This is a genomic window from Nocardia higoensis (assembly GCF_015477835.1).
GTDB lineage: Bacteria > Actinomycetota > Actinomycetes > Mycobacteriales > Mycobacteriaceae > Nocardia > Nocardia higoensis_A.
Genome location: NZ_JADLQN010000001.1, coordinates 2,343,368 through 2,360,377, shown reverse-complemented (window position 1 = coordinate 2,360,377; position 17,010 = coordinate 2,343,368). Strand labels below are relative to the sequence as shown.

The 17,010-nt window shown below is 69.1% G+C and carries 15 protein-coding genes and 2 pseudogenes; 12 read left to right on the top strand and 5 right to left on the bottom strand.

What is annotated here, in order from left to right; all coding sequences use genetic code 11:
- Positions 1 to 37: 37 nt before the first annotated feature.
- The 4 genes from IU449_RS10710 to IU449_RS10695 all read left to right on the top strand — a co-directional run bounded on the left by IU449_RS10710 (position 38) and on the right by IU449_RS10695 (position 5,296).
- On the top strand, positions 38 to 1,414 hold the full coding sequence (locus IU449_RS10710) for a hypothetical protein (RefSeq protein ID WP_195001672.1): 1,377 nt from the start codon (positions 38 to 40) through the stop codon (positions 1,412 to 1,414).
- 162 nt (positions 1,415 to 1,576) lie between these two features.
- The gene (locus tag IU449_RS10705; RefSeq protein WP_195001671.1) at positions 1,577 to 2,824 is read left to right on the top strand and encodes an AAA family ATPase; all 1,248 of its coding nucleotides are present in this window, start codon (positions 1,577 to 1,579) and stop codon (positions 2,822 to 2,824) included.
- The gene (locus IU449_RS10700; RefSeq protein WP_195001670.1) at positions 2,821 to 4,056 is read left to right on the top strand and encodes a DUF2201 family putative metallopeptidase; all 1,236 of its coding nucleotides are present in this window, start codon (positions 2,821 to 2,823) and stop codon (positions 4,054 to 4,056) included. Before IU449_RS10705 ends, IU449_RS10700 begins: the two co-directional genes overlap by 4 nt.
- Positions 4,057 to 4,267: 211 nt before the next feature.
- Complete coding sequence (locus IU449_RS10695; RefSeq protein ID WP_195001669.1) at positions 4,268 to 5,296, top strand: patatin-like phospholipase family protein; 1,029 nt, start codon at positions 4,268 to 4,270, stop codon at positions 5,294 to 5,296.
- A 45-nt stretch (positions 5,297 to 5,341) separates the two neighbouring features.
- On the opposite strand, the pseudogene IU449_RS10690 reads toward IU449_RS10695, so the two are convergent.
- A pseudogene (locus tag IU449_RS10690) lies at positions 5,342 to 6,673 on the bottom strand (2-isopropylmalate synthase); the annotation flags it as partial.
- Between the two features lie 258 nt (positions 6,674 to 6,931).
- Between IU449_RS10690 and IU449_RS10685 the strand changes: the two are divergent.
- Positions 6,932 to 7,600, top strand: a complete 669-nt coding sequence (locus IU449_RS10685; RefSeq protein WP_195001667.1) for a FadR/GntR family transcriptional regulator — start codon at positions 6,932 to 6,934, stop codon at positions 7,598 to 7,600.
- Positions 7,597 to 8,409 (top strand): ABC transporter ATP-binding protein, encoded by an 813-nt coding sequence (locus IU449_RS10680; RefSeq protein WP_195001666.1) that lies wholly within the window; start codon positions 7,597 to 7,599, stop codon positions 8,407 to 8,409. Before IU449_RS10685 ends, IU449_RS10680 begins: the two co-directional genes overlap by 4 nt.
- A 32-nt stretch (positions 8,410 to 8,441) precedes the next feature.
- Here the strand turns inward: IU449_RS10680 and IU449_RS10675 are convergent, their stop codons facing one another.
- From IU449_RS10675 to IU449_RS10665, 3 genes and pseudogenes are all read right to left on the bottom strand, one after another.
- Complete coding sequence (locus IU449_RS10675) at positions 8,442 to 9,530, bottom strand: ferredoxin--NADP reductase (protein ID WP_195002478.1); 1,089 nt, start codon at positions 9,528 to 9,530, stop codon at positions 8,442 to 8,444.
- A gap of 14 nt (positions 9,531 to 9,544) precedes the next feature.
- Positions 9,545 to 10,393: a MaoC/PaaZ C-terminal domain-containing protein gene (locus IU449_RS10670; RefSeq protein ID WP_195001665.1), complete on the bottom strand. Its 849-nt coding sequence runs from the start codon at positions 10,391 to 10,393 to the stop codon at positions 9,545 to 9,547.
- Between the two features lie 31 nt (positions 10,394 to 10,424).
- Positions 10,425 to 10,651, bottom strand: a pseudogene (locus IU449_RS10665) (alpha/beta fold hydrolase); the annotation flags it as partial.
- A 192-nt stretch (positions 10,652 to 10,843) separates the two neighbouring features.
- On the opposite strand from IU449_RS10665, the gene IU449_RS10660 reads away from it, so the two are divergent.
- Genes IU449_RS10660 through IU449_RS10650 form a run of 3 tightly spaced genes read left to right on the top strand, consistent with a single transcriptional unit; the run spans position 10,844 to position 13,059 of the window.
- The gene (locus tag IU449_RS10660; protein ID WP_195001664.1) at positions 10,844 to 11,347 is read left to right on the top strand and encodes a flavin reductase family protein; all 504 of its coding nucleotides are present in this window, start codon (positions 10,844 to 10,846) and stop codon (positions 11,345 to 11,347) included.
- A 12-nt stretch (positions 11,348 to 11,359) separates the two neighbouring features.
- The gene (locus IU449_RS10655) at positions 11,360 to 11,893 is read left to right on the top strand and encodes a nuclear transport factor 2 family protein (protein ID WP_195001663.1); all 534 of its coding nucleotides are present in this window, start codon (positions 11,360 to 11,362) and stop codon (positions 11,891 to 11,893) included.
- A 2-nt stretch (positions 11,894 to 11,895) separates the two neighbouring features.
- Positions 11,896 to 13,059: a 12-oxophytodienoate reductase gene (locus tag IU449_RS10650; protein WP_195001662.1), complete on the top strand. Its 1,164-nt coding sequence runs from the start codon at positions 11,896 to 11,898 to the stop codon at positions 13,057 to 13,059.
- 144 nt (positions 13,060 to 13,203) lie between these two features.
- On the opposite strand, the gene IU449_RS10645 is transcribed toward IU449_RS10650, so the two are convergent.
- Positions 13,204 to 13,689 carry a nuclear transport factor 2 family protein gene (locus tag IU449_RS10645; protein ID WP_195001661.1) on the bottom strand — a complete coding sequence of 162 codons (486 nt, stop codon included), beginning with the start codon at positions 13,687 to 13,689 and terminating at the stop codon, positions 13,204 to 13,206.
- 217 nt (positions 13,690 to 13,906) lie between these two features.
- On the opposite strand from IU449_RS10645, the gene IU449_RS10640 reads away from it, so the two are divergent.
- The 3 genes from IU449_RS10640 to IU449_RS10630 all read left to right on the top strand — a co-directional run bounded on the left by IU449_RS10640 (position 13,907) and on the right by IU449_RS10630 (position 16,998).
- Positions 13,907 to 15,079 (top strand): acyl-CoA dehydrogenase family protein, encoded by a 1,173-nt coding sequence (locus IU449_RS10640; RefSeq protein ID WP_195001660.1) that lies wholly within the window; start codon positions 13,907 to 13,909, stop codon positions 15,077 to 15,079.
- A 44-nt stretch (positions 15,080 to 15,123) separates the two neighbouring features.
- Positions 15,124 to 16,080, top strand: coding sequence for a biphenyl-2,3-diol 1,2-dioxygenase (gene bphC / locus IU449_RS10635; RefSeq protein WP_195001659.1), 957 nt, complete (start codon positions 15,124 to 15,126; stop codon positions 16,078 to 16,080).
- 168 nt (positions 16,081 to 16,248) lie between these two features.
- On the top strand, positions 16,249 to 16,998 hold the full coding sequence (locus tag IU449_RS10630) for an IclR family transcriptional regulator (protein WP_324188170.1): 750 nt from the start codon (positions 16,249 to 16,251) through the stop codon (positions 16,996 to 16,998).
- Positions 16,999 to 17,010 lie beyond the last annotated feature (12 nt).

Below are 17,010 nucleotides of genomic sequence, written 5' to 3'. Positions count from 1 at the left end.
AGAGATTGGGGGTCCCGTTCGTGCAAGGTGAGTGCTGATGCGCACTCCGAACACGAACGGTGACGATTCCCGTCTGTCCCTCTGGCTGCGCGTGCGGGAGTTCGCCGTGCCGCCGTCCATGATCGAGACCGCGACGGCCCGGCGGCGTGCCGGGGACTGGGTGGGCGCTTGTGCCGCTGCCGGTTTCGATATCGATATCGATGCGCGGGCGCTGGCACGCAGGCACGGCCACGAGGTCGCCGCCCGAGTCGAGGATGATCTGCGCTGTCTGGCGCCTGATCTGTTGCGCTGGCATCTGCCGAGGGTCGCTCCTGAAGGATTGCTGCGGCCTGGGCTGACCATCGCGCTGGCACGGTACGGGCCATCCGACTCCGAAAGCAGCTGTCGCACAGCGAGTTCGGTGGCGCTGGTGGTGCGCACCGCGCCGGCGTGGGCCGATGCCGGGCAGCGGATCAGCCTCGCGGTGTGGGACCGATCCTGTGCCGGCCCGCACCCGCATCCCCGGCCGAACCGGCGGTTCCGCCTGGATCTGCATCGTCACCTGTGGGATGTGCGCAGCGTCGGCGAACTCGGAATACGTTCCGGGGCAGCACAATTCGACACAAGTCGCGGTATCGACCCAGCGTTGTCGGCGATAGCGCCCGATGGCTCCGCTGTCGACCGATGGGTGGCCGAAGCGGGGATACTGCTGCGCGCCGAAGGACGGCAGACCGGCGCTCTGCGGGTGCGGTTCGGGGGTCGGCGCGAGGTGGTCGTGGAGCTGTCCGTCGACCGCGACCGCCTGCCCGCGTTGCGGATCGCCGAGGCATATCCGCGCGGTGCGGTGTCCGCGCTGCCGGTGCTGCCGGATGCGGCGACCTGGGTGCTGCCCGACCTCGAATTGCTTCGCGCCGGTGCGATCACAGCCGATCGGCTGCATCCGCTGGTCGCCTCCGCGCTGGCACCGGACTGTCCGCGGCCGGGTGCAGCCCGCAGAGCCGAGGAGGCGAGCAGTCGGCAACTGGTGCGGTGCCGGGGCGAGCAGCATCGGATCGGACTGGTCGACGGCGTGCTGACCGCGCTCGACCATGATCCGGCCGAGATCCGGCGGGAGGAACTGCTGGTCGCCCTGACCGGTGTTCCGCTGCCGTGCCTGCGGGCCATCGACCGAGCGCATCGCCGTCCGGACTGCCTCGACGGTGTCCGGGAACGGTTGGATCACGGCGACACCGACGGGGCGCTGGCCGTGGTCGAGGGCCTGCTCGGTCCCGGTGCCGTGCTGCGGGACGGGCCGTTGCGGGACGCCTTGGAGGCGTTCGCGCGTCAGCGGACCACCTACGGATTGTTCCGGGCCGGGCTGACCGGTCCGGGGCCTATCCGGTCCGACGCGCGTCGCGCACATCGAGCACACCCGCGTCACGCCACCCAGCGGTGACCCCGAGACCCCGGCACTGACTCGGACATCTGGCCTCCCGCCGACCGCCGTCCCTCCCGTCCACGCCCACACCGCGCGGCACGGCCCTCATCGAGCGATCTCATTTCCCGTCCGTTCGGCGCCGAGCGCGCCGATCATCGACCACTCGAAGGTGATTCACACATGTACGCATTCATTCCGTGCGCTCCCGGTGCGGAGCGAACCCACCTCTCCCAGCTCGACGTCGCCGACGAACTGCTGTCCCTGCTGGGCGAGGTGAGGACCGAACCCCGGCCCGACACCCAACTGGAGGCGCTCACCCTGGCGGTGGCCGCGGACCTGCCGGTGCTGTTGTGGGGTGAGCCGGGGATCGGCAAGACCGCGGCGCTGACCCAGCTCGCCGAATCGCTGGAGCTGCCGTTGACCACGGTGATCGCGAGTGTGCACGAGCCGTCGGACTTTTCGGGCCTGCCCGTGCTCGGAGACGATCCCGCGGAGAACGGTGTCCCGATGGCTCCGCCGGACTGGGCAGTGCGACTCGTCCGGGCGGGTCGGGGGCTGTTGTTCCTGGACGAGCTGTCGACGGCGCCTCCGGCCGTGCAGGCCGCGCTGCTGCGCCTGGTCCTGGAACGCCGGGTCGGCGCACTTCGCCTGCCGCCGGGTGTGCGCATCGTGGCGGCCGCCAACCCGCGCTCCTCGGCGGCCGACGGGTGGGAGCTGAGCCCGCCGCTGGCGAACCGGTTCGTGCACTTGTACTGGACTCATGATCACGATGTGGTCGTGCGCGGCCTGGGCGGGACCTGGCCGCGCGCGACACTGCCCCGGCTCGATCCGGAAAAGCTGCCGCAGGCAGTGGCTTTCGCCCGTCGCGCCGTGTGCGAACTCCTCACGGCGCGACCCAAGCTCGTCCATCAGCTGCCCAGCAGTGAGACGCGCCGGGGCGGTGCCTGGCCGTCGCCACGCAGTTGGGACATGACACTGCGGTTGATCGCCTTCGCCACCGCGGCGGGCTCTTCCCCGGATGTGCTGTCCCAGCTGATCCGGGGCACGGTGGGAGACGGGCCGGGCTTCGAACTGCTGACCAGCATCGACCGGATGGACCTCCCTGACCCCGAGGTGCTGCTCGCCGACCCGGCCGCCGCCGAGCTGCCCGAGCGCGGCGATCTGCGCCAGGCCGTGCTCGACGCGGTGGTGACAGCTGTTCGCCGGCATCCGTCGCCATCCCGGTGGGATGCGGCGTGGGCGGTGCTGGTGAAGGCGGTGGAAACCGGAGCGCCGGACCTGGTGGTCGTCCCGGCGACCACCCTGGCCACCCTGCGCCAGGACGATTGGGTGGTGCCTGCCTCGATCGAGCGACTGGCGGGCATGATGTCGGTGTCCCAGGAAGCGGATCGCGCCGCGGCCCGCGTCGCCGAGCGGGCCGGACGATGACCGCAGCTGCCGCGGCGCTGGACGTCGACAAACTCTTCGCCGCCCGGCTGCTGGCTGTCAGGGCGCGCCCGTACCTCGCGACCGCCCTGTACGCGCTGCGGGTCGTCGAGTCGCGACATGTCCCGACGATGGGGGTCGACCGCTACTGGCGGTGCTACGTCTCGCCCGGGTTCGTGGCCTCCACGCCCATCGAGGACCTGGCCTCGGTACTGGTGCACGAGGTATCGCATCTGCTGCGCGACCACCACGGACGCAGTGATCGCTTCGCCCGCGAACACGATCTGACCGGTCCGGCGGAGCGGCTCCGGATGAACATCGCGGCGGATGCCGAGATCAACGACGACGCGTTCGGCGACGGGTTGGTCCAGCCCGAGGGCGCTGTCCTGCCCGCGACGCTCGGCTTGCCCGCGGGCGGACTGATGGAGGACTACCTGCGTCAGTTCCGCCTCGGCACACACACCCAGGACCTGGCCTGGCTGGACTGTGGCAGCGGCGCGGACGGACTGCACCGCGCATGGGAATGGGGACCGGACGGCGCGGACGGCCTCACCGAGCAGCAACGGGAAGCCGTCCGTTTCCGGGTGGCTCGAGGCATCGCCGGCCGCCCGGGAAAGACTCCCCAAGGGTGGCGGCGTTGGGCGGAGGAGGCGCTGCATCCGCCTCAGCCGTGGCGGGATCTGCTGGCAGCGGCGATCCGAGCGGCGGCGTCGGCCGCCGGTGCCGGCGAGGACTACACCTACGGCAGGCCGGCTCGGCGCTCGGCCGGGGTGCCCGGCGTCGTGTTGCCGAGCCTGCGCCGCACGCCGCCGCGGGTCAGCGTGATCATCGATACCTCGGCCTCGGTCAGTGACGCGGAGCTGGGCAGCGCGCTGCTGGAAGTCGCCGCCATCTCCCGCGCCGTCGGCGGTCGTCGCGATCTGGTCACCGTGCTGTCGTGTGACGCGGCGGCACGGATCGCGCATCCGCTGTGTCAGGCGGAGGGGATCGCATTGATGGGCGGTGGCGGTACGGACCTGCGCGCCGGTTTCGTCCAGGCGCTGCGCAGCCGGCCGCGTCCCGATGTGCTCGTCGTGCTGACCGACGGCCAGACACCCTGGCCGGCCAGTCGGCCGGGGTGCCGGACGGTGATCGGGCTGTTCCGCCGAGACGGCGGCCGGTGGAGCGAACGCGATACCGATTACGTCGCGACACCGGAGTGGGCGCGGATGGTCGAGATAGGGCCGACGGTCTGAGGGAGCGGCGCGGGGTAGACGGTTCTGGGTGGAGGAACTCGTCTCTTCGATTCTGTTCATAATCGAAGAGTGGGCTCGGCTTCTCGGGCCGAAGTGAGCGATTCAGGAATGGAGGGAAGAGCGTCAAGTAGCCATAGATGCGGGAGGAGCGGCAAATGTGTGCAAGCAGATCCGGCAGCGACAGTGGTGTACGTGACGAGGGAGGTCGGCCATGATCTCCTCCGATTCCGACAAGAACGCGGATGTGGTCCTCGCGGGCGGCGGAGTGAAAGGCATCGGGTTGGTGGGTGCGGTTGCCGCGCTACTCGACGCCGGATACACGTTCCATCGAGTATCCGGAACTTCGGCAGGCGCTGTCGTCGGAGCCGTCCTTGCGGCGGGGGCGAAACATCCGGACTTCAGTAGTAAGGACCTGAAGGACATTGCCTTCGATCTCGACTACCGCGAATTCCTCGACCCGGGCCCGATAGAAGCCATCCCTGTTGTCGGGCCGTTGTGGGCGCTGTTCCGCGGCACCGGCCTCTATCGGGGTGACTACGCCCACGAGTGGATCGCCGAGAAGCTACGGGACCTCGGTGTGGTCACGTTCGACGATCTGCCCAACTTCGACGACAGCCTTCCGCTACCACAGCGGTACTCCTTGGCGGTCACCGTCACCGACGTGACGACCGGGCAATTGGTGCGACTGCCCTGGGACTACGAGCGGGTCTACGGTTGCTCGCCGGGCGCGCAACGGGTCGCCGACGCCGTCCGCGCATCCATGTCGATTCCGTACTTCTTCCGACCCAGCTCGATGAGCGGCACACAGGGAGTGGTCTCCACTCTCGTGGACGGCGGGGTGCTGTCGAACTTCCCGATCGACTCGTTGGACAGGACCGACGATCGCGAACCGCGATGGCCGACATTCGGGATCACCGTGCTGCCCAACCTGCCTGCCGGGAACGACGATGTGATTCCCGGGCTCGGTATGCTCCGCTTCATCGGCGGCGTGCGTCTGCTCAGCGATCTCCTTCCCACGATGCTGGTCGGGCGGGATCAGGCATATCTGAACCAGCCCTGGGTTTCCGCGCGCGCTATTCGCGTCGACTCCACCGATGTCGGTGTGCTCGACTTCGGCATCAGCGATGAGGCGAAGGAAGCGCTGTATCGGAAGGGATATGACGCCGCGGTCGAATTCTTGCGTACCTGGGACTGGCCGAAATATCTGAAACGTTTTCGCGCCGTCCCGGTGCGGGAGTAGGAACGGAATTCATCGCAAAACACGCCCGGTTCCGGCTTCCTGCGTGAGATACGCGCGCTGGAAGATCTCGTACAGCTCGGCCGAGGTGACTTCCCGGCCGGTGGTGTCGGTGTGCGCCTGGACGATTCGGGCGAACTCGATCTGCAGGCGACGGGGCATCTCGATGCCGTAGTCGCGAGCCAGCAGGTAGGCGATGCCGCCCTTGCCGGATTGCGAGTTCACCCGGATCACCGCATCGTAGGTGCGGCCGATGTCGGCGGGGTCGATCGGCAGATAAGGGACCTGCCATGCCAGTTCGTGTTCGGGGCGGCCCTCGGCCGCGGCGCGGGCCGCGTGCTCGGCGAAGCCCTTCTTGATCGCGTCCTGGTGGGTGCCGCTGAACGCGGTGTGCACGTAATCGCCGACGTAGGGGTGGCGGGGGTGGACCTCGATCCGGTTGCAGTGTTCGACGGTGCGGCGGATCTCGTCGATGTCGGAGAAATCGATCATCGGGTCCACCCCCTGGGCGTGCAGGTTCAGCGCGAGGACGACCAGGTCGACATTGCCGGTGCGTTCGCCGTTGCCGAACAGGCAGCCTTCGACACGCTGTGCCCCGGCCAGGACCGCGAGTTCGGCGCAGGCGACGCCGGTACCGCGGTCGTTGTGCGGGTGCACCGACAGGATCACCGCGTCGCGGCGGGCGAGGTTCTTGTGCATGTACTCGATCTGATCGGCGTACACATTCGGGGTGGCGACTTCGACGGTGGCGGGAAGGTTGAGGATCACCGGCCGGTCCGGGGTCGCGGCCCAGAGATCGGTCATCGCGTCGCAGATGTCCAGGACGTAGTCCGGTTCGGTCAGGTTGAAGACCTCGGGAGAGAACTCGAAGCGCACATTCGGCAGATCGCCGGCGCAGTCGAGCACGTCGCGGCCGCCGGTCAGGATCACATCCGCGAGTTCGGCGCGTCCGTGCCCGAGTACCACGTCCCGCCAGACGGGGGCCGTCGCGGTGTACATGTGGATGATGATGTCGTTGGTGATGCCCTCGATCGAGGCGACGGTGCGCTCGATCAGATCGCGGCGGGCGGGGGTGAACACGACGATCGTGACGTCCTCGGGAGCAAGATCGCTCTCGGCGATCAGTCGCACGAAGTCGTAGTCGGTCTGCGACGCGGACGGATAGCCGACCTCGATCTCCTTGTAGCCCATGGCCACCATGAGTTCGAAGAACCTGCGCTTGCGGGCGGGGTCCATCGGCTCGGCGAGCGCCTGGTTGCCGTCGCGCAGATCCACCGGCACCCACAGCGGGGCTTCGGTCAGCTTGCGGCCGGGCCAATCGCGTTCGGCGAGTGCGACATCCACCCGGGAGTAGACGTCACGGTAGCGGTGCGAGGGCATCTGCGATCGGCGTTGGCGGTTCCAATGTGCGGCGTGTGCCGGGACAGGCCCGCTGGGTGTGACGATGGTGGGATACGACGTGTCGGTCATGACGAGTCCTTCTTCTTCGCAAGGGGTGACCGGCGCGGACGACAGCCCCACGGCGGGAGCCGGTCCGGCTAGACCCCGCCGTGGCGGCGAAGGAGGAGAAGGGAGCGATGCGCGAGCACGCGCTAGAATCTAGCACAACTCCGCAGACAAGTAGAGGAATGATGTGAGATGACGCAGGTGCGACGAGCATCGATGGCGGATCAGGCCGCCGATCTTCTGCTACAGAGGATCAGATCCGGCGAGTGGAACCTGGGCGCGCGGCTGCCGGGGGAGACGACGCTGGCCACACAGCTCGGGGTCGGCCGCTCGACGGTGCGTGAGGCGATCAGGCAACTCGCCGGGCGCGGGGTGCTCGCCTCCCGCCAAGGCGCGGGAGTGTTCGTGAACGCGCTCGATGTCCGCGAGGACTGGGACACCGTGCTGCGCCGCGCCGACATCATCGCCGTCATCGAGGCCCGCATCGCCATCGAGACCGAAGCCGCCGCCCTCGCCGCCCAGCGCCGTACCCCCGCCGACCTGCGCGCGATGCGCCGCGCGCTGGCAGGCCGGGCGGAACGCCGTTCCAGTATCGAGGAGCACGTCGACGCCGATACCGCCTTCCATCGCAGCATCGTCGTCGCCGCCCACAATCCCATCCTGGTGGAACTGTTCGACGGCTTCACCCCGCGTGTGCGCCAAGCCATGATCGAGATGCTGCGCATCCGCACCGAATTCGGCAGCGAAGCCGACCACGACGCACACGCCCTGCTGCTCGACGCCGTCGCCGATCATGACGAAGCCGCCGCCGCGCAACGTTGCCGCACCCATCTGGCGTCGCTGAAGGACGGACTGGCGTGAGCGCGACCGTCCTCGAACTGCGCGGGGTGACCTTCCGTCGTGACGGCAGGCAGATCCTGCACGGCGTCGACCTCACCGTCCGGGCGGGCGAGCACTGGGCGCTACTCGGCCCCAACGGCGCAGGCAAGTCCACCATCCTCGGCTTCTGCGGCGCCCGGACCCATCCCACCTCCGGCACGGTCGACGTGCTCGGCCGCCGCCTCGGCCGGGTCGACATGCAGCAGCTGCGGCGCGACATCGGGCACGTCGACCCGCGTCATCCGCTGCGCTCGCCGCTGTCGGTGCTGACGATCGTGCTGACCGGGATCACCGGCACCATCGAGACCCCGATGCGGTGGCAGCCGACCGCCGAGCAGATCGACAGGGCCACGATGCTCGTCGACGAGGTCGGTTTGACCGCACGACGGGAAGCGCTGTGGCCGAACCTGTCCCAGGGCGAGCGCGGCCGGGTACTGATCGCCCGCGCGCTCGTCGCCGAACCCCGGCTGCTGTTGCTCGACGAGCCGACCACCGGTCTCGACGTCGCCGCCCGCGAACAACTTCTCGAGACCATCGACGCACTATCGCGCACCGCGCCGGATCTGGCCTCCATCCTGGTCACCCACCACCTCGAGGACCTGCCCGAGACGACGAGCCACGCCCTGATCCTCGCCGACGGCAGGGCCGTCGCCGCGGGCGCGGTCGAGGACGCGGTCACCGCCGACACGATCACCCGCGCGTTCGAGCACCCCATCGACGTCACACGGACCCGTGGTCGCTGGCACGCGCGGGCGCGCCGCGGGGCCGAGCAGGCGACGATCCCGACCTAGGCCCCGACGTCGCCGACAGTGGGCTCGGCGGATCAGAACTCGACGCCGAGGTTCTCGCTGATCGGCCGGGCCTGGCAGGCCAGGATGTAGCCGTCGGCGATGTCCTGCTCGTCGAGAACCGAGGCGTTGCCCATGTCGACCTCGCCCTGCGTCAATGTGGCCGCGCAGGAACCGCATTCGCCCTCGCGGCAGGAGAACGGCACGTTCACGCCCTTGGACAGCAGGACGTCGACCAGAGTCGCCGAGCGCGGCCAGCGGAACTCCCGCGCGACGCCGTCGAGGGTGACCGAGACGGTCGCGGCGTCGGCGGCATCCGCGTCGGCTTCGGGGAGTGCCACGTCGGTGAAGGGATCACCGGAGAGGGAGGTGAAGGTTTCGGCGTGCACCCGCTCGCGCGGAATACCCGAGTGCGCGGCCGCGTCGTGGACGGTGTCCATGAACGGTTTCGGGCCGCACATGTACACCGCGTGGTCCCGATGGGCCGCGGTCAGGGCAGCCAGTTGCGCGGCGGTCGGCAGGCCCTGCACCGTTTCCAGCCAGTGCATCACCGACAGCCGGTCGCTGTGGGCGGCGGACAGTTCCCGGAGTTCGTGGGCGAAGATGACCGACTTCTCGTCCCGGTTGGCGTAGACGAGGCGCACCTTCCCGGAGCCGTGTGCCAGCGCCGATTTCAGGATCGAGATCACCGGGGTGATGCCGCTGCCCGCGGCGAACAGCAGCAGATCGTCGTCCAGGTCGGCGGGCGTGAAGACCCCCGACGGCGGCAGGACCTCGATCGTGTCGCCTGCGGTCACGTTGTCGCACAGCCAATTCGAGGCGTAGCCGTCGCGGGTGCGCTTGACGGTCACCTTCGGTGGCTCGCCGGTGAACGGGGAACTCGCCAGCGAGTAGCACCGGGCGACCGAACCCGTCCGATCGCTCGGAATCCGCAGGGTCAGGAATTGCCCCGGACGGTAGCCGAACTCGGCGCGGCGGTCGGCGGGGATGTCGAACACCAGCGACCGGGCGTCCGCGGTTTCCTCCACCACTGCCGCGACGGTCACCAGCACCGCACGCGAACTCCGCGGCGAGGCCGCGGAAGCGGGCGTCTCGATCGGTGCGGGCGCCTCGGTGGTGGTCATGTCTGTCGTTGTCTTCATCGCGGCTGCTGCCCTTCCGCGTCGGCGAACCCGGCCCGTCCACCCGAGACGACCGGCGCGCCGTCCTTGATCAGTTCGAACGAGACCTGGGGAGCCGTGCCGTAGATCGCGATCCGCGCGCGCTCGCCGGGATGGATGACGGCGGCGAACCGGCCCGCGAGACTGTTCAGATCCGCCGGATGCACACCCGTCAGTCGCGCCACCTCCAGCGCTGCCGCGCCCAGCGTGCACAGGCCGTGCATGATCGGGCGCGGCTGCCCGATCCGTGCCGCCGCCTGGGGATCGATGTGGATGTGGTGCCGGTCGCCGGTCAGCCGGTACAGCGCCGCCTGATTCTCCGTGGTGGTCAGAACACCGTCGATGGCCGGATCGCCTGCGGGGCCTGCGGGCCCGGTCGGTCCGCGGTCACCACCGAAGCCGCCCGCCCCCGGGGCGAACAGCGACCAGGTGGCGACGAAGTACTCGCTGCGCACGACTATCTCGAAGATCGCTGCGGTGCCCTTGTCCCACACCCGGCCGACCGACGCCGACATCGTCACCTCGCCGCTGCGCGGCAGCGGTGCCGCGACGGCGAGCTGCTGTGCGCCGTGCATCGCGGTCCGCGTATCGAACGCCCCCAGGGAGCCGAGAGTGTCGGGCGCCCACTGCGCCAGGGTCAGGGCGAAGGTCGGCAACACCCGGAGCCGGTCTTCGAAGACGAGGTCGAGTTCGCTCGCCCGCGCGCCGACCGCGAGCGCGTAGAGGATAGCGTCGCGCTCGCTGTAGGACACGGTGCGGCTGCCGAGAAACGTGCCGGCGTACCGGCATGCGGTCGTGTCGGCGGAGGGGGTCGCTGTCACAGGCATCTCCTTTGTCGTCACCGACGGGTCAGCGCGCACCGGGTTCACGGCGCACACCGAAGCCGGGGAATTCGAGCACCAGGCATCGGAAGTGCGCGGCGAGATCGGCGAGCACCCCGCGGGAAGTGCGCCATCCGGTCACTCCCGGCCCGGATCCGTGCAGCAGCAACAGCGGAGGACCTCGCCCGCCCCGTGACAGCGCAGCACTCCCGGTCGCGTGGCGAGTTCTCTGCGGCAGTGCTCATGGCTCACCTCGGTGCTCATGAGCGAGAGCGTGCCAGGACAGCGGCACGCGCCACAGCACGGCTTCCGTTGAGCGAGACGGTTGATCCTCCCCATTCCCGGCCCGGCCGCGGCTTCCACTGAGCGAGAGCAGGCTGGGAACGATGCCCGGGCGGCCATACGCTCGCAGCTGTCAAGGCAGGTCTCGACCACAACGAATCGGAGGTAGGTCGGATGACCATGGAGTCGGTGTCACCGGCCGAGATGCGCAGCGCATTGGGCCAGTTCGCCAGCGGGGTGACAGTGGTGACCGGGATGGACGAGCAGGGCCCGATCGGGTTCGCGTGCCAGTCCTTCGCGTCGGTCTCGCTCGACCCGCCACTCGTTCTCTTCTGCGCCGATCACCGGGGACGCTCCTGGCCGCGGATCCGCGCGGCCGGACGATTCACCGTCAATGTGCTCAACGCGGAGCAGACCGACCTGTGCACGCGATTCGGCTCGCGCGACGGCCGCAAGTTCGACGACCTCGAGTGCGAGATCTCGACGTGGTCGACACCATCGCTGCCCGGCGTGCTCATGCGGTTGCACGCAGAGGTGCACGAGGTGCACGCGGCCGGCGATCACGACGTGGTGATCGGGCGGGTGCTCGAACTGGAGACCCTCACCCAGGCGCCGCCGATGATCTTCTTCCGGGGCGAGTTCGGCATCGGCACGCCCGCGAATCTGCTCAGCGCCTAGAGAGGTTCTCCCATGACGGATCACACGACGAATTCCCTGCCGCTCGGCCTCTCGGCGGCCGACGCGGCGCTGGCCACCGAGCAGATCAAGCGCGTTTTCGCCGCCCGCCTGCGGTATATGGACACCAAGCAATGGCACCGGTACGCCCAGTTGCACACCGAGGACGTCGTCAGCGAGACCTGGGGCGGGCTGCCCGACGACAAACAACCCCGAAGCGGCGGCGCCGCGAACCGTGTGGTCGGCAACCACATCTTGGCCGACACGATTCGTACCCTGCTCGACGGACCGGTTCCGGTGACCACCGTGCATCACGGGCACACCCCGGAGATCGAGCTGCTCTCGGCCACCACCGCCCGCGGTGTCTGGGCGATGGAGGACCTGCTCTGGTGGTCCGACGGCGAGCGGGAAATGCACCTGCACGGGTACGGCCACTATCACGAGGAATACCGCAAGGTGGACGGACAGTGGCTGATCAGCTACCGCAAGCTCACCCGTCTGCGGGTCGACGCCCCGCCGGATTTCTTCCGCTTCACGAAAGCCCTGTGACCATGACGACCACGAGGACCAGGACGACCGATCACCACGCCGCGCTCTTCGAGCCGCTGAGCATCCGCTCGCTGCGACTCCCGAACCGGATCGTCATGTCCGCGATGACCCGGTCGGCGTCTCCGGGCGGAGTCCCCGGAGCCGATGTCGCGCACTACTACCGCCGCCGGGCCGAGGGCGGCACCGGGCTGATCGTCACCGAGGGCGTCGGCATCGACCATCCCGGTGCCGTCGACAACCCGCGGGTGCCCCGCATGTACGGCGCGGACGCGCTGGCCGGGTGGCGGGCCGTGGTGGAGCAGGTGCACGCGGCGGGCGGGCGGATCGTTCCGCAGCTGTGGCACGTCGGGCCGCTCTGGGGCGCGATGAGCGAGGTCGACGCGGCGATCACGCCGATGCGGCCGTCCGGACGGTGGGGCACCGCCGGTGTCACCTCCTATTCCGACGAGTACGTCGCGCGTGCCGCGCGACCCACCCGGCCGATGACCGAGGACGACATCGCCGAGATCATCGAGGCCTTCGTCCGCGCCGCGGTCGCCGCGGCCGACCTCGGTTTCGACGGCATCGCACTGCACGGAGGTCACGGCTATCTGCTGGATTCGTTCCTGTGGCGCGACACCAACACCCGCGACGACCGGTGGGGCGGAGACGGCCTGGCGCGCAGCCGTTTCCCCGCGGAGGTGGTCCGGTCCATCCGGGCCGCGGTCGGCGAGGACCTGCCCCTGTTCTTCCGCTTCTCCCAGCACAAGCAGCAGGACTACACCGCTCGCATCGCCGAGACCCCCGACGAGTTGCAGGCGCTCCTCGGGCCGCTCGCCGACGCCGGTGTCGATGTGTTCGACGCGAGTATCCGGCGCTTCGACCTGCCCGTGTTCGAGGGCAGCGACCTGTCGCTGGCAGGCTGGGCCAAGAAGCTCACCGGCGCGCACGCGATGGCGGTGGGCAGTGTCGGTCTCGGGACATCGATGCGCGACAGTCGTGCCGAGGGCGCCGCCGAGGTGGTCGACAACATCGGCGAGGTCGAACGCCGGATCGAGTCCGGCGAGTTCGACCTGATCGCGATCGGGCGCCTGCACCTGGCCGACCCCGCTCTGGCGACGACCCTGCGCACCGGCGCACCGTTGACGCCGTTCGACCGCGCGCTCCACGAAGGCAGTCTGCACTGACCTGGCGGGTGCTCTGCGGGGACGACACCGGCACCACGAGTCGCCGGCATCGGCCCGGCCGGATCAGCAGAAGGCCGGGCCGGATCGTGCGGGCTCGGCCGGCGGCTGGGCGGGGGCGGCCGGATCAGCCGGCGCTCGGTGGGGTCAGCCGGCGGCTCGGCCGAGCAGGTCGCGCGCGGCCGCGCTGCCGTCGAGCAGCCGGGCCGTGCGGCGCGTGATGAGCCACGTCCCGTCGATGCGGGCGAGTTCGAAACGGTTGGCGCTCACTCGCCACACCCGGAACGAATCCTCGTCGTCGTTGTGGCGCAGCAACAGCGAATGGCAGGTCGCCAGCGCGGTGTCGCCGTCCACACGGATGTGGACGGGGTCGAGTAGGTGCCCGCATCCCTCGTGGATGTAGTCCTGGTGCGGTGCGGTGCGGACCATCTCGGTGATCGCCTCGCGTCCCCGCATCACCCGGATGTCGATGTCGTACACGGCGTCCTCGGCCCACAACCGGCCCACGGCCTCGGCGTCACCGGCGTCGACGGCGGGACCGTAGGCGGTGAGGACGTCGTGGACGGCGGCTTTGTCCTCGAGGGCCCGCACCCGGTCGAGCAGGTCGGCCACCAGGTCTGCGGTGTCGGTCATAACGGTCCTTTCCGGAGAGTGCGGGCCCCGCTTCGGCGGGGCCGTTTCCCGTTCTACCGGTACCGGCCCGTCCGGACCTCGAGGGTTCCGCTCAACGGAAAGCGGGGTGTGCGATCACATTCGCGCTGGGAGTGTTTGTCGCATCACACCCGCGCGGTGCGCGGGGCCGAGCAGTTTCCGTCCCTCGTCGACGGGGCCGAATTCCAGGAGAGACACCATGGGCCACGTATTGGACAACATCATGCGGCACGCGGAGGAGATCCGCGCCGGAGCCGCCGAAGGCGAGTCGCTGATGCGGCTTCCCGACGCGACCGCCAGGCACCTGCGTGACTCGGGCATCGTGCGGATGTTCCAGCCGGCAGAGTACGGCGGCTTGGAAGGCCATCCCCGCGAGGCCGCCGAAACGATCATGGCTCTCGGCGCGCTCGACGGCGCGGCGGGCTGGGTGGCGGGCATCGTGGGCGTGCATCCCTGGGAACTGGCCTTCTTCGATCCCAAGGCGCAGGAGGAGATCTGGGGCGAGGACAACGACATGTGGATGGCCTCGCCGTACGCGCCGATGGGCGTGGCCGTCCCCGTGGAGGGCGGCTACATCCTCAACGGCCGGTGGTCGTTCTCCTCCGGCACCGACCACTGTGGCTGGGTCATGATCGGCGCCGCCGTCGGTGACAAGGACGGCAACCGCACCGGCCAGGTGCTGCACGTGGTGCTCCCGCGTTCGGATTACGAGATCGATCACGACAGCTGGAATGTGATCGGTCTGCGCGGTACCGGTTCCAAGGATCTGGTCGTCAAGGACGCCTTTCTGCCGGAACATCGCACGATCGACGCCGAGATCGTGCTCAGCGGCAACGGCTGGCGGCACGCGGGTCGTGACGAGACGCTGTACCGCTTCCCGTTCTCTTACCTCTTCCCGCTGGGCATCACCTCGTCGCTGATCGGTATGACCGAGGGCGCGTTGGCTTGCTACATCGCGGCGCAGAAAGAGCGCGTCCAGGTCACCGGCGTTCCCATCAGGGAGGATCCCTATGTCCTGTTCGCCCTCAGCGAGGCGGCGGCGGAAATCGCCGCGTCCCGCGTGACGCTGCTCGACACGGTCGATCGGTTCTGGGACAGGGTCGACCGTGGCGAGGAGATCGAATTCGAGGAACGCGCCATCGGTCGGCGCACCCAGATTTCGGCGGCATGGCGCGCGGTGCGTGCGATGGACGAGGTCTTCGCCCGGGCCGGCGGCGCGGCGGCGCACCTGAAGACGCCGATGCAGCGGTTCTGGCGCGACGCCCATGTCGGCCTGACACACGCCATCCACGTGCCGGGCACGATCTACCACTCTGCCGCTCTCACGCAGCTCGGCGGTGACCCGCAGGGTCCGTACCGCGCGATGATCTGACGCCGCTTCATTTTTCGTGGAAGAGAACTTCGAGGAAGAGAACAATGCCTGAATCCGCTGTGCCCGAACTTCCCGAGACCGAACCTCCTGTCACCGAATTGCGTGGCCTCGGCTATCTCCGGGTCCAGAGCCGGGACGTGCCGCGTTGGCGTGAACTGCTCATCGACGGCCTCGGCATGGCCGTGGGCTCCGGCCCCGACCCGGAGGCGCTCTACGCCCGCGTCGACGAACGCCGCGCTCGCATCGCGGTGCTGCCCGGTGATTCCGACCGGGCGCTGGCCGTCGGTTGGGAGGTCCGCGACGAATTCGCGCTCCAGCGGGTGCGTGAGGCGGTGGAGAAGTCCGGACGCGCTGTCGAGGTGCTCTCGCGCACGGAATGCGGCTATCTGGACGTCGAGCAGGCCATCGCGTTCGACGATCCGGCCGGAACTCGCCTCGAGGCGTTCTTCGGACCGGTTCTCGACCACAGTCCGCTGGTGACTCCATACGCTGGGCGATGGGTGACCGGTGCGCACGGTCTCGGCCACGTGGTGCTGCCCTCGGCGAAGTTCGCCGAGTCGTACGCGTTCTACACCCGGGTGCTGGGCTTCCTGCCCCGCGGGTCGATCCGCCTGGACGAAGAGGGCCTGAACCGGGTGCGCTTCCTCGGTATCAACCAGCGCCATCACAGTCTCGCGCTGTGCCCGGCCCCGCCGACGGACGAGCCCGGCCTGGTGCATCTGATGACCGAGGTCGACACCCTCGACGCGGTCGGCCAGGCCTTGGATCGCGTGAACCGGCAGAAGTTCTCGATCTCCTCGACGCTGGGCAGGCACACCAACGACAAGATGATCTCGTTCTATGTCCGCGCCCCCGGCGGCTGGGATCTGGAGTTCGGCACCGACGGCATGCTCGTGGACGAGCGCTACTACACCTCCGAGGAAATCACCGCGGACGCGTACTGGGGCCACGACCAGTCGGGTTCGGAGCCGTTGAAGGCGTTCGTTCCGCAGGCAGGCTGATCCTCGCCCGCGGCGCTGGGCGCATGTCGGAAGAAGCACCGCGGCGGTAGCCGCGGTGCTTCTTCCGTGTCGCCGATCTCCGGAGCGCCCTCGCTCACCGGCAGTGATTCCCTTCACAGCGACCCCGCGGCTAGGGTATGGTCAGTTCATTGATTGTCTGATCAATCAATGACTATCCGTTGTGTTTCTGGAGTGCACGTGACCGCTGTAGCCGATCGATCTCAGACCGTCATGGGGCGGGTTCTCCTGCTTCTCGAACCTTTCCGCGAACGCGATGGCTTGACGCTCACCGAGCTTGCCGAGCGCGCGGGCTTCCCCCGTTCTTCGGCCCACCGGATGCTGTCGCAGCTGGTCGATGTCGGTTGGCTGCGCCGCAACGGCACCAGTTATCACCTCGGTCCGAAGATGGTCGAGCTCGGCTCCGAGGCGCGCGCTCACGACCGGATCTACCGAGCTGCCGCCCCGCTCATGTACCGGTTGCACAAACGCACCGGGATGGCTGTTCGTCTGATCGTCCTCGAGGGTGACGAGCTGCTGGTCCTGGAGCAGATCGGTGGACGCTGGGCGGCGGCGGCGTTGCGCACCCGGCCCGGGCAGCGCCGTCGTGCCCAGGGCGCTGTCGAGGGTGCCGCCCTGCTCGCGGTGCGCGCGGGGCGCGGGCCGGTCCTGCGGGAGTGTGTCGTGCCGGGTGGTTCGGGCGGGCAGGTGCGCTGTCTGACCGTCGGCTTCGAGGCGGGGCGAGATGAGATCGCCGCGCTGTCGCTGAGCGGTCCGGCCGGGCGAAAGCTGGACGGCGCCGTCCGCGACCTCGCCTCGGCCGTCGATTCGTTGGCCTCCGAGCTCGCCCGAGGCGCAGGTCGCGACATCGCTTCTCGCCGGCGCTGTGCTCCTGCTGTCGTCGGCTCGGTCAGTGATTGATCGATTGATCTA

What these genes read in the sequence shown, in the direction of transcription:
- IU449_RS10700 (WP_195001670.1), top strand. Translation starts at nt 2,821, where the DNA reads ATGACCGCAGCTGCCGCGGCGCTGGACGTCGACAAACTCTTCGCCGCC.
- IU449_RS10710 (WP_195001672.1), top strand. Translation starts at nt 38, where the DNA reads ATGCGCACTCCGAACACGAACGGTGACGATTCCCGTCTGTCCCTCTGG.
- IU449_RS10645 (WP_195001661.1), bottom strand. Translation starts at nt 13,689, where the DNA reads ATGACCGACACCGCAGACCTGGTGGCCGACCTGCTCGACCGGGTGCGG.
- IU449_RS10655 (WP_195001663.1), top strand. Translation starts at nt 11,360, where the DNA reads ATGACGGATCACACGACGAATTCCCTGCCGCTCGGCCTCTCGGCGGCC.
- IU449_RS10650 (WP_195001662.1), top strand. Translation starts at nt 11,896, where the DNA reads ATGACGACCACGAGGACCAGGACGACCGATCACCACGCCGCGCTCTTC.
- bphC (WP_195001659.1), top strand. Translation starts at nt 15,124, where the DNA reads ATGCCTGAATCCGCTGTGCCCGAACTTCCCGAGACCGAACCTCCTGTC.
- IU449_RS10705 (WP_195001671.1), top strand. Translation starts at nt 1,577, where the DNA reads ATGTACGCATTCATTCCGTGCGCTCCCGGTGCGGAGCGAACCCACCTC.
- IU449_RS10630 (WP_324188170.1), top strand. Translation starts at nt 16,249, where the DNA reads ATGACTATCCGTTGTGTTTCTGGAGTGCACGTGACCGCTGTAGCCGAT.
- IU449_RS10660 (WP_195001664.1), top strand. Translation starts at nt 10,844, where the DNA reads ATGACCATGGAGTCGGTGTCACCGGCCGAGATGCGCAGCGCATTGGGC.
- IU449_RS10640 (WP_195001660.1), top strand. Translation starts at nt 13,907, where the DNA reads ATGGGCCACGTATTGGACAACATCATGCGGCACGCGGAGGAGATCCGC.
- IU449_RS10675 (WP_195002478.1), bottom strand. Translation starts at nt 9,530, where the DNA reads ATGACCACCACCGAGGCGCCCGCACCGATCGAGACGCCCGCTTCCGCG.
- IU449_RS10670 (WP_195001665.1), bottom strand. Translation starts at nt 10,393, where the DNA reads ATGCCTGTGACAGCGACCCCCTCCGCCGACACGACCGCATGCCGGTAC.
- IU449_RS10695 (WP_195001669.1), top strand. Translation starts at nt 4,268, where the DNA reads ATGATCTCCTCCGATTCCGACAAGAACGCGGATGTGGTCCTCGCGGGC.
- IU449_RS10685 (WP_195001667.1), top strand. Translation starts at nt 6,932, where the DNA reads ATGACGCAGGTGCGACGAGCATCGATGGCGGATCAGGCCGCCGATCTT.